Origin of the sequence: Streptomyces sp. sk2.1 (assembly GCF_008120935.1) — a bacterium.
Lineage (GTDB): Bacteria > Actinomycetota > Actinomycetes > Streptomycetales > Streptomycetaceae > Streptomyces.
In genome coordinates, this window is record NZ_RDBO01000020.1 from 1,600,565 (window position 1) to 1,613,602 (window position 13,038).

At 71.0% G+C, this 13,038-nt stretch carries 10 protein-coding genes and 1 tRNA gene; 9 read left to right on the top strand and 2 right to left on the bottom strand.

What is annotated here, in order from left to right; translation table 11 throughout:
• Positions 1-72 precede the first annotated feature (72 nt).
• Both EAO76_RS10625 and glmS read left to right on the top strand, forming a co-directional pair.
• Positions 73-348 (top strand): hypothetical protein, encoded by a 276-nt coding sequence (locus EAO76_RS10625; RefSeq protein ID WP_072489218.1) that lies wholly within the window; start codon positions 73-75, stop codon positions 346-348.
• A gap of 106 nt (positions 349-454) precedes the next feature.
• Positions 455-2,284, top strand: coding sequence for a glutamine--fructose-6-phosphate transaminase (isomerizing) (glmS, locus tag EAO76_RS10630; RefSeq protein ID WP_148835545.1), 1,830 nt, complete (start codon positions 455-457; stop codon positions 2,282-2,284).
• Between the two features lie 708 nt (positions 2,285-2,992).
• Here the strand turns inward: glmS and EAO76_RS10635 are convergent.
• A complete protein-coding gene (locus EAO76_RS10635) occupies positions 2,993-3,514 on the bottom strand; it encodes a universal stress protein (protein WP_148835546.1) in 522 nt (173 codons plus the stop codon).
• 963 nt (positions 3,515-4,477) lie between these two features.
• Between EAO76_RS10635 and EAO76_RS10640 the strand changes: the two genes are divergently transcribed.
• The 3 genes from EAO76_RS10640 (at position 4,478) to EAO76_RS10650 (ending at position 6,524) form a co-directional block, all read left to right on the top strand.
• A complete protein-coding gene (locus EAO76_RS10640) occupies positions 4,478-5,713 on the top strand; it encodes a helix-turn-helix domain-containing protein (RefSeq protein WP_148835547.1) in 1,236 nt (411 codons plus the stop codon).
• Positions 5,714-5,722: 9 nt separating this feature from the next.
• The gene (gene orn, locus EAO76_RS10645) at positions 5,723-6,325 is read left to right on the top strand and encodes an oligoribonuclease (protein ID WP_148835548.1); all 603 of its coding nucleotides are present in this window, start codon (positions 5,723-5,725) and stop codon (positions 6,323-6,325) included.
• Positions 6,326-6,451: 126 nt separating this feature from the next.
• Positions 6,452-6,524, top strand: a tRNA-His gene (locus EAO76_RS10650).
• A gap of 111 nt (positions 6,525-6,635) precedes the next feature.
• On the opposite strand, the gene EAO76_RS10655 is transcribed toward EAO76_RS10650, so the two are convergent.
• Positions 6,636-7,667: a LacI family DNA-binding transcriptional regulator gene (locus EAO76_RS10655; RefSeq protein ID WP_148835549.1), complete on the bottom strand. Its 1,032-nt coding sequence runs from the start codon at positions 7,665-7,667 to the stop codon at positions 6,636-6,638.
• A 147-nt stretch (positions 7,668-7,814) separates the two neighbouring features.
• On the opposite strand from EAO76_RS10655, the gene EAO76_RS10660 reads away from it, so the two are divergent.
• The 4 genes from EAO76_RS10660 to EAO76_RS10675 all read left to right on the top strand — a co-directional run bounded on the left by EAO76_RS10660 (position 7,815) and on the right by EAO76_RS10675 (position 13,034).
• Positions 7,815-9,377, top strand: coding sequence for an extracellular solute-binding protein (locus EAO76_RS10660; protein WP_148835550.1), 1,563 nt, complete (start codon positions 7,815-7,817; stop codon positions 9,375-9,377).
• A gap of 111 nt (positions 9,378-9,488) precedes the next feature.
• On the top strand, positions 9,489-10,487 hold the full coding sequence (locus tag EAO76_RS10665; RefSeq protein ID WP_148835551.1) for a carbohydrate ABC transporter permease: 999 nt from the start codon (positions 9,489-9,491) through the stop codon (positions 10,485-10,487).
• Between the two features lie 20 nt (positions 10,488-10,507).
• Positions 10,508-11,437 carry a carbohydrate ABC transporter permease gene (locus EAO76_RS10670; protein ID WP_376037872.1) on the top strand — a complete coding sequence of 310 codons (930 nt, stop codon included), beginning with the start codon at positions 10,508-10,510 and terminating at the stop codon, positions 11,435-11,437.
• Between the two features lie 124 nt (positions 11,438-11,561).
• Positions 11,562-13,034 carry a GH1 family beta-glucosidase gene (locus tag EAO76_RS10675; RefSeq protein WP_148835553.1) on the top strand — a complete coding sequence of 491 codons (1,473 nt, stop codon included), beginning with the start codon at positions 11,562-11,564 and terminating at the stop codon, positions 13,032-13,034.
• The last annotated feature ends 4 nt before the right edge of the window (positions 13,035-13,038 follow it).

Here is a 13,038-nt window from a genome sequence, read left to right on the forward strand (position 1 = left end):
CTTCCGCAACAATTCTGCCCGATATCGGGCAGAATTGTTGCGGAAGTGCCCCGTCCGCCGCAATATCAACGAGTGCTCGAACGCCGCCCGTCGCATGACGACCTCATTGACCACCTGGTCCGCAGCACCGCGCTCCAGCGCGGCGAAGCCGCCCGGGTGATCCTCGACGTGCTGGCGTACTTCGACGAGACGACCGACGACTTCGTCCGCCGCCGCCACCGCGAACTGCAGTCCGGCGGCCTGGTCAACGCGGAGATCTTCGAACGGATCGCGGCCGAGCTGCCGCACCGCGCGGTCGCGCCTCCGGAGCTCTCGCTCCGCCAGCTGCGCCGCATCGTCTACGGCTGAAGGACCCGCGGCCGGACGGTCCACGACCGGACCGTCCACGGCCGGACGAGCCGACCCGACCGGGCGGCGAGCACCACAGGTACATCGATGGAGGGGCAGAGAATCCATGTGCGGAATCGTCGGATACATCGGGAAGCGTGACGTGGCCCCGCTGCTGCTGGAAGGGCTGCAGCGGCTGGAGTACCGGGGTTACGACTCCGCGGGGCTCGTCATCACCGGCAAGGCGTCGGCCGGGAAGCCCGCCGCCCTGAAGATGGTCAAGGCGAAGGGCCGGGTCCGCGAGCTGGAGGCCCGCGTCCCCAAGCGCTTCACCGGCACCACCGGCATCGCCCACACCCGCTGGGCCACCCACGGCGCCCCGAGCGACGAGAACGCGCACCCGCACCTGGACGCCGACAACAAGGTCGCCGTCGTCCACAACGGCATCATCGACAACGCCTCCGAGCTCCGTGCGCGGCTCGTCGCCGACGGGGTCGTCTTCCTCTCCGAGACCGACACCGAGGTGCTGGTCCACCTGATCGCCCGCGCCGGGGCGGACACCCTGGAGGAGAAGGTCCGCGAGGCGCTGCGCTCGGTCGAGGGCACGTACGGCATCGCCGTCATGCACGCCGACTTCAACGACCGCATCGTGGTCGCCCGCAACGGCTCCCCGGTCGTCCTCGGCATCGGCGAGAAGGAGATGTTCGTCGCCTCGGACGTCGCCGCGCTGGTCGCCCACACCCGCCAGGTCGTCACCCTGGACGACGGCGAGATGGCCACCCTCAAGGCCGACGACTTCCGTACGTACACCACGGAGGGCTCGTCCACGACGGCCACGCCGACCACCGTGGAGTGGGAGGCCGAGTCGTACGACATGGGCGGCCACGACACGTACATGCACAAGGAGATCTCCGAGCAGGCCGACGCCGTCGACCGGGTGCTGCGCGGCCGGATCGACGACCGCTTCGCCACCGTGCACCTGGGCGGCCTCAACCTGGACGCCCGCGAGGCGCGCGGGGTCCGCCGGATCAAGATCCTGGGCTGCGGCACCTCGTACCACGCGGGCCAGATCGGCGCGCAGCTGATCGAGGAGCTGGCCCGCATCCCCGCGGACGCCGAGCCCGCCTCCGAGTTCCGCTACCGCAACCCGGTCGTCGACCCGGACACGCTGTACGTCGCGGTCTCCCAGTCCGGTGAGACGTACGACGTGCTGGCCGCCGTCCAGGAGCTCAAGCGCAAGGGCGCGCGGGTGCTCGGCGTGGTCAACGTGGTCGGTTCCGCCATCGCCCGGGAGGCCGACGGCGGTACGTACGTCCACGCCGGCCCCGAGGTCTGCGTCGTCTCCACCAAGTGCTTCACCAACACGGTCGTCGCGTTCGCGCTGCTCGCCCTGCACCTGGGCCGGATCCGGGACCTGTCGGTCGCCGACGGCAAGCGGATCATCGAGGGGCTGCGCAGGCTCCCCGCCCAGATCAGCGAGATCCTCGCGAACGAGGACGAGATCAAGCGGCTGGCGGCCGAGTACGCGGACGCCAAGTCGATGATGTTCATCGGCCGGGTGCGCGGCTACCCCGTCGCCCGCGAGGCCTCGCTGAAGCTCAAGGAGGTCTCGTACATCCACGCCGAGGCGTACCCGGCGTCCGAGCTGAAGCACGGGCCGCTGGCGCTGATCGAGCCCGCGATGCCGACGGTCGCGATCGTGCCGGACGACGACCTGCTGGAGAAGAACCGCGCCGCGATGGAGGAGATCAAGGCCCGCAGCGGCCGCATCCTCGCCGTGGCCCACCAGGTGCAGGAGAAGGCCGACCACACCATCGTCGTGCCGAAGAACGAGAACGAGCTGGACCCGATCCTGATGGGCATCCCGCTCCAGCTCTTCGCGTACCACACGGCGCTGGCCATGGGCCGTGACATCGACAAGCCGCGCAACCTGGCGAAGTCCGTCACCGTCGAGTAGAACCCGCACCGCCCCGGCTCCGTACCCGACCGCCCCGGACCTGTCCCGGACCGTTCCGGACCGTTCCGGGCCGCTTCGGACCGTTCCGGATCGGGCGCCCCGCCGCACCACGGTGCCCCGCCGCACCACGGTGCCGCGGGGCGCCGCGGGGCACGCCGTCGGAGGAAAGGCGTCTCCCGGCCGTGCTTCGCGGAAAGAGATGGCCGAAGGCAACGGGGTCGGAACCACCCGTACCGGTGTCGCCGCCCCCGGCAGACACCCCGCGGCGCGCCGCACCCCGCCCCCCGGCACCCCTCGCCCGCCGGCCGCGGGGCCGCGATCCGCCTCCGTACCCCGACGAACTGTCGGTTTCCGCAGACGATTTGACGCCACGTCGGCATCGGGCGCGGCACACCGGTCCGCGGGAAGGACGGCGAAGGACTCCGGCGGGGCGGCGAAGCGCTCAAGAAGCGCTCGCGACCGGGCGGAGGGCGGTCGAGGAAAGCTCGCGTCCGGGCGGAGGGCGCCCGGACGGCGCTCCCGACCGGACGACGGAACGGTCGAGGAACGATCACGTCCGAACGGAGAACCGCTCGGGGAACGACCGCGGCCAAGTGACGAAGCGATCGGGAAATGATCGCGGTCCAGTAGCAAAACGGTCGGGGAACCGCCGCGGCCGAGCGGCACCCGACCCTCGGGGGACAGCCACGGCCCGGCGGCGCGGGACGCTCAGGGGATGACCACGACCGGGCGCTGCGCGCGGCGGGCGAGACGGCCGGCGACCGAGCCGAAGATGCGGCCGACGACCCCGTGCGTGGAGCCGACGACGATGGCGTCGGCCGAGTACTCCCGGCCGACCTCCTCCAGTTCGTGGCAGATGTCGCCGCCCCGCTCGACGAGCACCCAGGGCACCTCGGAGAGGTAGTCGGCGCAGGCCAGCTCCAGGCCGAGCACCTCGGTGCGGTGGTCGGGCACGTCCACGAAGACGGGCGGTTCGCAGCCCGCCCAGACCGTGGTCGGCAGCCGGTTGGCGACATGGACGATGATCAGTCCGGAGCCCGATCTCCTGGCCATCCCGATGGCGTACGCGAGGGCGCGCTCGCTGGAGGTGGAGCCGTCGAAGCCGACCACGACCCCGTGGCGGAACGCGGGGTCGCAGGAATGACGTGTTTCTTCGACCGTCTGCGGGTCCGACATGGGGTCGGCTACCTGCTTGCGGTCCGCGGGTTCGGGGATTTCGTGACCGGCCATCGGTGTCTCGGCGAAGAGAGTCCTCGTGAGGAGAGCGACTTGGGGAAGGTGCGTCAGCGGGCGGCGTTGCGGTGTCCGGGAATCATCTTCCCAACCCCTTACCCCCAAGGGTACGGCTCCACTCCTCCACTGCCCAGACCCGCGCAAAGCGCGCGCGACGTTTCACGGAGCATGCCCGAGGCGGCCCCGGATCGCAACGCCGGTTGTGCCGTACACCGACGACGAGAGGCCCGGACGGCTCCCCTCGGTGACCGGACGGGGCCGTATCCGTCACCCTCCTCGCGGCGACGCGGGGCCCTCGCACCCCGAAAGGGGGTCGGCCGGGCGCCGGCGGACCGTCCGGATCGACACCGGCCATCGACGGCCGAATGCGCGTTCCCCCATGCCCCACCGCCCGCGTCGCGCCCCGTCCGCCCCGTCCGCGACGGACCGCCCGGTCGGGAAACGGCATCGGCCCGCCGGGCGGGAACCGACCGCGTCCGGCCGTCGCCGCGCCGTTCCGTACGATCAACCGTCCGACCTGCCGAGGGGGCGCAAAGAAGCGCCCGCTCATTCGAGTTGTGCGCCGGTCCAATGACTGAATCACGTATGCACAACCATCTATTTTCAGCCAACTTCACACCCGTTCCGATTCCTTGCCGAATTGGCCGATCAACCCCCTTGTCACCAGGCAGGAAGAGACCGCGCGGTACGCTTCCACCCAACGGGGACGGGCCATGAGCGCGAGGCGCACTTCCCTGCGCGGCCGACGAATGAAACGCTTCGTGATCGAATGCTTCCCGCCAAGTTGCCTTGTCGACATAACGCCGGTTGGTGAACTTGTCACGACGGCACCGCGGGACGCAGTAGATTCGATCTTGGGTACCGAAGACTGGGGACTCGTGCAGGACCGAGGGGAAAAGTGCAGGAGCGACAGGCCCGTAAGGACCAGGAAGACGCGAACACCGAGGGGGGCTTAGCGTCATGAGCCAGGACTCCGCCGCCGCAACGGAGGCTGTACGGAAGCTCAGTGGCCGTCGACGACGGGAAGTCGTCGCCGTGCTGCTGTTCAGCGGCGGCCCCATCTTCGAGAGTTCCATCCCGCTCTCCGTGTTCGGAATCGACCGCCAGGACGCGGGTGTTCCGCGCTACCGACTCCTCGTCTGCGGCGGGGAAGAGGGACCGCTGCGGACCACCGGGGGACTCGAACTCACCGCGCCCTACGGGCTGGAGGCGATCAGCAGGGCCGGCACCGTCGTGGTGCCCGCCTGGCGCTCGATCACCTCGCCGCCGCCCGCCGAGGCGCTGGAGGCACTGCGCCGTGCCCATGAGGAGGGTGCCCGCATCGTCGGTCTGTGCACCGGCGCGTTCGTGCTCGCCGCCGCCGGCCTGCTGGACGGCCGCCCGGCGACCACACACTGGATGTACGCACCGACGCTGGCCAAGCGCTACCCGTCGGTGCACGTCGACCCGCGTGAGCTCTTCGTCGACGACGGCGACGTGCTCACCTCCGCCGGAACGGCGGCCGGGATCGACCTGTGCCTGCACATAGTCCGCACGGACCACGGCACGGAGGCCGCCGGGGCACTGGCCCGCCGGCTCGTCGTGCCGCCGCGGCGCAGTGGCGGTCAGGAGCGCTACCTCGACAGGTCTTTACCCGAGGAGATCGGCTCCGACCCGCTCGCCGAGGTCGTGGCCTGGGCACTGGAGCACCTCCACGAGCAGTTCGACGTGGAGACGCTGGCCGCGCGCGCCTACATGAGCAGGCGGACCTTCGACCGGAGGTTCCGTTCGCTCACCGGCAGCGCACCGCTCCAGTGGCTCATCACCCAGCGGGTGCTGCAGGCGCAGCGGCTGCTGGAGACGTCCGAGTACTCGGTCGACGAGGTGGCAGGCCGCTGCGGCTTCCGCTCGCCGGTCGCGCTGCGCGGACACTTCCGGCGTCAGCTGGGCTCCTCCCCCGCCGCGTACCGGGCCGCCTACCGGGCCCGTCGTCCGCAGGGCGGTGGCGCGGAACCCGTCGTCGTCGCGTCCGAGCCGATCGTGCCCCCGCAGGGCAGCTCGCCGGTCCGGCGCGCCACGGCTCCGGCCGGCCCGCCGGGTTCCCACCCCGCCATCGCACCGACGGCGGGCGCGGGACAGCCGGAGCACGGGAAACCGGGCCTCGACGCGTACGCGGCCGGGCGCCCGACCCTGCCGGGGCAGCGGAGCGCCCCGTAGGGTGGGGTCATGAACGACCGCATGGTGTGGATCGACTGCGAGATGACCGGGCTCTCGCTGGCGGAAGACGCACTCATCGAGGTGGCCGCACTGGTCACCGACTCGGAGCTGAACGTGCTCGGCGAAGGGGTGGACATCGTGATCCGCCCGCCGGACGCGGCCCTGGAGACCATGCCCGAGGTGGTGCGGCAGATGCACACCGCCTCGGGCCTCCTCGACGAGCTGGCCGGTGGCACCACCCTGGCCGACGCCGAGGCCCAGGTGCTGAACTACGTCCGCGAGCACGTGAAGGAACCCGGCAAGGCCCCGCTCTGCGGAAACTCGGTCTCCACCGACCGCGGTTTCCTGGCGCGGGACATGTCGGCCCTGGAGAGCTACCTCCACTACCGGATCGTCGACGTCTCCTCCATCAAGGAGCTGGCGCGCCGCTGGTACCCGAGGGCGTACTTCAACAGCCCGGCCAAGAACGGCAACCACCGGGCGCTCGCGGACATCCGCGACTCCATCACGGAGCTGCGGTACTACCGCGAGGCGGTCTTCGTGCCGCAGCCCGGCCCGGACTCGGAGCGCGCCAGGACCATCGCGGCCCATGTCGCACCGCCCGCGCCGTAGGTCCTCGTGAAGCCGCTGGTCATAGCCCTTTCGGGGGTTCGGACCGGCGGCTGAACAACTGGGGCGCGAGCACCCTCTCGGACCCTGTACACTTTTTCTCGGCCGGTCGGAAAAAGACCGGGCATGGTGGGTATAGCTCAGATGGTAGAGCACCTGGTTGTGGTCCAGGATGTCGCGGGTTCGAGTCCCGTTACTCACCCTGATGGGAAGGGCCCCGGTCGTTGACCGGGGCCCTTCCCGTGTTCGGACCGCCCGCTCCCGGGCCGCCCGGCGCCTGAGCCGCCCTCACCGGGCGGCGGTGTGACGGCCGTCACGAGGAGTCGCGGACGACCAGTTCCGTGGGGAGCACGATCTGCGGGCGCTCCTGGGTCTCGCGGGCGATTTCCTGGAGCAGGACGCGGGCCATCGTGCGGCCCATCTCCTCGATGGGCTGGCGCACGCTGGTGAGGGGCGGGTCCATGTGGCGGGCCACGGCCGAGTCGTCGAAGCCGATGAGGGCCACGTCGTCGGGGATGCGCCGGCCGGCCTCGCGCAGGACCTGGCGGGCGCCCGCGGCGGTGACGTCGGAGGCTGCGAAGACCGCGTCGATGTCGGGGCGGCGGGCCAGCAGCTCGCGCATGGCCCGGGCGCCGCCCTCCTCGGTGAAGTCGCCGGGGGCGATCAGCTGCTCGTCCGGTTCGAGGCCGGTTCCGGCGATCGCCTCGCGGTAGCCGTCGAGGCGGCGCTGCGCGCCGTAGACGTCCAGGCGCCCGGTGATCGTGGCGATGGTGCGGCGGCCCCGGGAGAAGAGGTGGTCGACCGCGGCGCGGGCGCCGCCGAAGTTGTCGGAGTCGACGGAGGCGAACGGGTCGGAGGCGGACCTGCGACCGCTCGTCACGGCCGGCATGCCGAGCTGTTCCAGCAGGTCCGGCAGCGGGTCGTCGGCGTGGACGGAGACCAGCAGCACGCCGTCGACGCGGTGCGCGGTCAGGTACTGGGCGAGCCGGCGGCGCTCGCGGTCGCTGCCGACGAGGGTGAGCAGCAGCTGCATGTCGGTGTCGGCGAGCGCCGCGCCGACACCGCGGACGATGTCGGAGAAGTACGGCTCGGCGAAGAAGCGGGTCTCCGGCTCGGGCACGACCAGGGCGATGGCGTCCGTGCGGTTGCCGGCCAGTGCGCGGGCCGCCCGGTTGGGCACGTAGCCCAGTTCGGCGACGGCCGCCTCCACCGCTTCACGGGTCTGGGCGCTGACCTTCGGCGAACCGTTGATGACCCGCGAGGCCGTGCCGCGCCCCACCCCCGCCCGCGCCGCGACCTCTTCGAGCGTGGGCCGCCCACCGCTCCGTACTCGCGCTGCCGCCATGGCTGCCTCCCGTTCGCGGTCAATTTCTCACAGCGGGATGACCAAACCAAGTCCTGGCCCCGGGGCCCCGGGCCGGGCCGGGAACGACGGAGACCCGCGCGGTAGCCGTCGAGGCGGCGCTGCGCGCCGTAGACGTCCAGGCGCCCGGTGATCGTGGCGATGGTGCGGCGGCCCACGCTCGAAGAGGTCGCGGCGCGGGCGGGGGTGGGGCGCGGCACGGCCTCGCGGGTCATCAACGGTTCGCCGAAGGTCAGCGCCCAGACCCGTGAAGCGGTGGAGGCGGCCGTCGCCGAACTGGGCACCCCGGAACCCCGGAACCCCAGAGCTCCGGAACTCCGGAGCCCCGGAATGTCCCACCCCGGAATAAGGAGCAGTGGAATGCGCATCACCCGCACCGTCGCAGGCAGAAGCCGCAGAACCGCGGTCCTGGCCACCGCGGGCCTGACGGTCTCGGCCCTGTTGCTGACCGGTTGCAGCGGAGGCTCGGACGCGTCGGGCAGCACGGGCCCCGACGCGAACGGGAACGTCACGCTGACCATCGCCGACTTCGGGCAGTTCGGCTACAAGGAGGCCGGGCTCTTCGAGAAGTACCACGAGCTGCACCCGAACATCACGATCAAGGAGGACGTCACCGCCGACGAGAAGGTCTACTACCCCAAGCTGCTCCAGCAGTTGAACTCGGGCAGCGGCCTCTCCGACATCCAGGGCATCGAGGTCGGCCGGATCAAGGAGATCGTCGACACCAAGGCGGACTCCTTCGCCGACCTGAGCAAGGTGATCGACGTCGGCGAGTGGGTGCCCTGGAAGGCGAAGCAGGCCACCACCGCCGACGGAGCGGTGATCGGCGCGGGCACCGACATCGGCCCGATGTCCCTCTGCTACAACACCGACCTGTTCGAGAAGGCCGGTCTGCCCACCGACCGCGAGGAGGTCGCGAAGCGGGTCGCGGGCGGCTGGGAGGATTACATAGAACTCGGCGAGGAGTACAAGAAGAAGGCCCCGGCGGGCACGTACTTCATGGACTCGGCCAGCGCGATGTTCAACGCCGTCGTGAGCTCGAACGCCCAGCAGTACTACGACGGGAGCGGCAAGCCGATCTACAAGGAGAGCACCAGCGTCCAGCAGGGCTGGAGCCTGGCGGCCGAGGTCGCGGCCAAGAAGCTCTCCCAGGGGCTGGCCCAGTTCGACACCAACACCTGGGTTCCCGCACTGCGCAAGGGCACCGTCGCCACCGTGGTCTGCCCCGCGTGGATGGCCGGACAGATCTCGGTCAACGCCGGTGAGGGCAACAAGGGCAAGTGGAACATCACCACCGCCCCCGGTGCCACCGCCGCCAACTGGGGCGGCTCCTTCCTCGCCGTGCCCAAGTCGGGCAAGAACGTCGAGGAGGCCGGCAAGCTCGTGAAGTGGCTGACCGCCCCCGAGCAGCAGGCCGCCGTGTTCAAGGCGATCGGCGTCTTCCCGTCCAACAAGGGCGCCTACGAACTGCCCGACGTGAAGAACGCGAAGCTCCCGTACTTCAACGACGCGCCGATCGGGCAGCTCTACGCCGACGAGGCCAAGTCCATCCCCGAAGCGGTGCTCGGCCCGAAGGACGCCGTCATCAAGGACACCATCTCCACCCAGATCACCAACATGGAGCAGCGGGGCACCGACCCCGACAAGGCGTGGAAGGCCGCGACCGAGGCGATCGACAAGGCGATCGGCTGACCTCCGCCGGTGCGGGCGCCTCCTCCGGGACGCCCGCACCGGCCCGCACCCGCGCACCACCCCCGCACGCTCCCCCGCGCCGGCACGTACCCCAGGGAAGGACTCCCGCCCGTGGCCACCTCGACTCCCACCCGGGACGCATACGCCCCGCCACCCGGCGGTTCCCCGCACGCGCCGGCCCGATCCCGCGGGCAGACCTGGCGGAGCCGGCTGTGGAGGTTCGACGACAAGGCGTCGCCGTACGCCTACATAGCCCCGTTCTTCCTCGTCTTCGGCGCCTTCGGGCTCTACCCGCTGCTCTACACCGGCTGGATCGCCCTGCACCGGGTGGAGATGACCGGGATGGACCAAATGGAGTGGGTCGGCTGGGAGAACTTCGACAGGATCCTGCACGACTCCGAGTTCTGGACGGCCGTCGGCAACACCTTCCTGATCGGGGTCATGTCGACCGTCCCGCAGCTGCTGGTCGCGCTCGGCCTGGCCCATCTGCTCAACTACCGCCTGCGGGCCAGCACCTTCTGGCGGACGATCGTCCTCACCCCGTACGCCACCTCGGTGGCCTCCGCGGCCCTCGTCTTCGCCCTGGTCTTCCGGGCCGACGGCGGCCTGCTGAACTGGGCGCTGGACTTCGTCGGACTCGGCGACACCAACTGGGCCAACGGCCACTGGACGTCGAAGATCGCGATCTCCGTCATCGTGATCTGGCGCTGGACGGGCTACAACACCCTGATCTACCTGGCCGCGATGCAGGCCGTGCCGACCGATCTGTACGAGGCCGCCTCGCTGGACGGCGCCTCGCGCTGGCAGCAGTTCCGCAAGGTGACGATTCCCGCGCTGCGGCCGACGATCCTCTTCACGATCGTCGTCTCGACCATCGGCTCCATGCAACTGTTCGGCGAGCCCCTGCTGCTGGAGGGCGGCACCCTCGGCGCGATCGGCGGCAACGAGCACCAGTACGAGACGCTCAGCGTCTACCTCTACAACTACGGCTGGAACCTGGGCCATCTGGGCCCGGCCGCCGCGGTGGCCTGGGCGATGCTCGCCCTGCTGCTGATCATCGCCGCGGTCAACTGGCTCGTCGGCCGCTTCGTACGCACATCCGCGGCCTGACCGGGAGCGATTCCATGACCATGACCCGTACCAGCACCAGTGCCGGCACCGCCAAGGCCCCGGACCCCGGCGCGCCGTCCGCCCGCCGACGGGAGGCAGGGCGCCCGAGCCGCTTCAGGCCCGGCGCGGGACAGCAGCTGAAGGGCGGCCCGTTCGCCTACCTCGCCCTGACCGTCGTCGGCATCGGCTCGCTGCTGCCGCTCTACTGGACGCTGGTGGCCGCGTCCCGCACCCAGGACGAAGTGCTCGCCACCACACCGCCGTTCCTGCCCGGCGGACAACTGCTGCACAACCTCGAAACGGCCTGGACCCAGGCGAACCTCGGCAAGGCGATCCTCAACAGCGCCGTCGTCGCCGGCTGCATCACGGTGGCGACGCTCTTCTTCTGCACCCTGGCCGGCTACGCCTTCGCCAAGATGCGCTTCCGGGGCCGCGGCGCGCTGATGACCGGCGTCATCGCCACGCTCACGATCCCGCCGCAGCTCAGCGTCGTCCCGCTGTTCATGATGATGTCCGACATCGGCTGGGGCGGAAAGCTGGAGTCGGTGATCTTCCCGACGCTGGTGAGCGCGTTCGGGGTGTTCTTCATGCGCCAGTACCTGAGCGAGGCGCTGCCCTACGAACTCGTCGAGGCCGCCAAGGTCGACGGCGCGAACAACTTCCGCATCGTGCGCAGCGTGGTCCTGCCGGTGGCCCGCCCGGCGATGACGGTGCTGGGGATGCTCACCTTCGTACAGGCGTGGAACGACTTCTTCTGGCCCTACCTCGCCCTCAACCAGCAGAACCCCACGCTCCAGGTGGCCCTGGGCCGGCTGAGCGCCTCGTACACCCCCGACCAGAGCATCGTGATGGCGGGCGCGCTGATCAGCACCCTGCCGCTGCTCGTGGTGTTCGTGATCTTCGGCAAGCAGATCGTCGGGGGAATCATGTCCGGCGCGGTCAAGGGCTGACGACGCGTCACCCACCTTTGCCCGGGCGCCCGTACGGCACCCCGCCCCGCGCCGACCGGGGTGCCGTACGGCCGCCGCTCCACTCCAAGTCCCCGTCCCCCTTCACTCATGGGAGCGCTCCCGCATGACTGCTGTACGACCCGACATCGCCCCGAAGCGGACGCCCGAGGCGCCCGAGGCGGCGGACTTCCCGTCCGGTTTCGTCTGGGGGGCGGCCACCGCCGCCTACCAGGTCGAGGGCGCCGCGGCCGAGGACGGCCGCACCCCGTCCGTCTGGGACACCTTCAGCCGCACACCGGGCAAGGTCCGCAACGGCGACACCGGAGACATCGCCGCCGACCACTACCACCGCTACCGCGACGACGTGGCGCTGATGAAGCGGCTCGGGCTGCGGGCCTACCGCTTCTCCGTCTCCTGGTCCCGGGTGCAGCCCACCGGCCGCGGCCCCGCCGTCGAACGCGGCCTGGACTTCTACCGCGGGCTCGTCGACGAACTCCTCGAAGCCGGGATCGAACCCGTCGCCACCCTCTACCACTGGGACCTGCCGCAGGAGCTGGAGGACGCGGGCGGCTGGCCCCAGCGGGTGACCGCCGAGCGCTTCGCCGACTACGCCGACATCGTGGCCGGCGCCCTCGGCGACCGCGTCGGCACCTGGACCACCCTCAACGAGCCGTGGTGCTCGGCCTTCCTCGGCTACGGCTCCGGCGTGCACGCCCCCGGCCGCACCGAACCCGCCGCCGCGCTGCGCGCCGCCCACCACCTCAACCTCGCCCACGGCCGGGCGACCGAGGTCCTGCGCAATCGACTCCCCGCTGCCGCGCGGACCTCGGTCACCCTCAACCTCCACCAGGTCCGCCCGCTGACCGCCGGCGAGGCCGACGCGGACGCCGCCCGCCGCATCGACGCCGTGGGCAACCGGATCTTCACCGGCCCGATGCTGCGCGGCGAGTACCCGGCGGACCTGATCGCCGACACCGCGCACCTGGTGGACTGGTCGGAGCTGGTCCGGGACGGCGACCTGGCCACGATCTCCGCCCCGATCGACGTCCTGGGCGTGAACTACTACACGCCGACGCTGGTCTCCGCGCCCGCGGACGGCGTCGGGGACTCGCGCGACGACGGCCACGGCAACAGCGACCACTCCCCGTGGCCCGGCTCCGAGCACGTCGCCTTCCACCTCGCCGAGGGCCGCAAGCGCACCGCGATGAACTGGGCGATCGACCCCGACGGGCTGTACGACCTGCTCATGGACGTCTCCCGCGACCACCCCGGCCTGCCGCTGATGGTCACCGAGAACGGCGCGGCCTTCGACGACTACGTCTCGCCCGAGGGCCGGGTGGAGGACCCCGAGCGGATCGACTACCTGCACGGCCACCTCGACGCCGTGCGGCGGGCGGTGGCCGACGGCGCGGACGTCCGGGGCTACTTCCTCTGGTCGCTGATGGACAACTTCGAGTGGGCGTACGGGTACTCCAAGCGCTTCGGCGCCGTCTACGTCGACTACGCCACCCAGCGCCGCATCCCCAAGTCGAGCGCCCTCTGGTACGCCGACGTCATCCGCCGCCACGCCCTGCCCCCGGCCCCCGGCCGCGACTGACCCC

Excerpts from the sequence above, each read along its gene's own strand:
- glmS (WP_148835545.1), top strand. The coding sequence starts at position 455 with ATGTGCGGAATCGTCGGATACATCGGGAAGCGTGACGTGGCCCCGCTG.
- EAO76_RS10635 (WP_148835546.1), bottom strand. The coding sequence starts at position 3,514 with ATGGCCGGTCACGAAATCCCCGAACCCGCGGACCGCAAGCAGGTAGCC.
- EAO76_RS10640 (WP_148835547.1), top strand. The coding sequence starts at position 4,478 with ATGAGCCAGGACTCCGCCGCCGCAACGGAGGCTGTACGGAAGCTCAGT.
- orn (WP_148835548.1), top strand. The coding sequence starts at position 5,723 with ATGAACGACCGCATGGTGTGGATCGACTGCGAGATGACCGGGCTCTCG.
- EAO76_RS10655 (WP_148835549.1), bottom strand. The coding sequence starts at position 7,667 with ATGGCGGCAGCGCGAGTACGGAGCGGTGGGCGGCCCACGCTCGAAGAG.
- EAO76_RS10670 (WP_376037872.1), top strand. The coding sequence starts at position 10,508 with ATGACCCGTACCAGCACCAGTGCCGGCACCGCCAAGGCCCCGGACCCC.
- EAO76_RS10675 (WP_148835553.1), top strand. The coding sequence starts at position 11,562 with ATGACTGCTGTACGACCCGACATCGCCCCGAAGCGGACGCCCGAGGCG.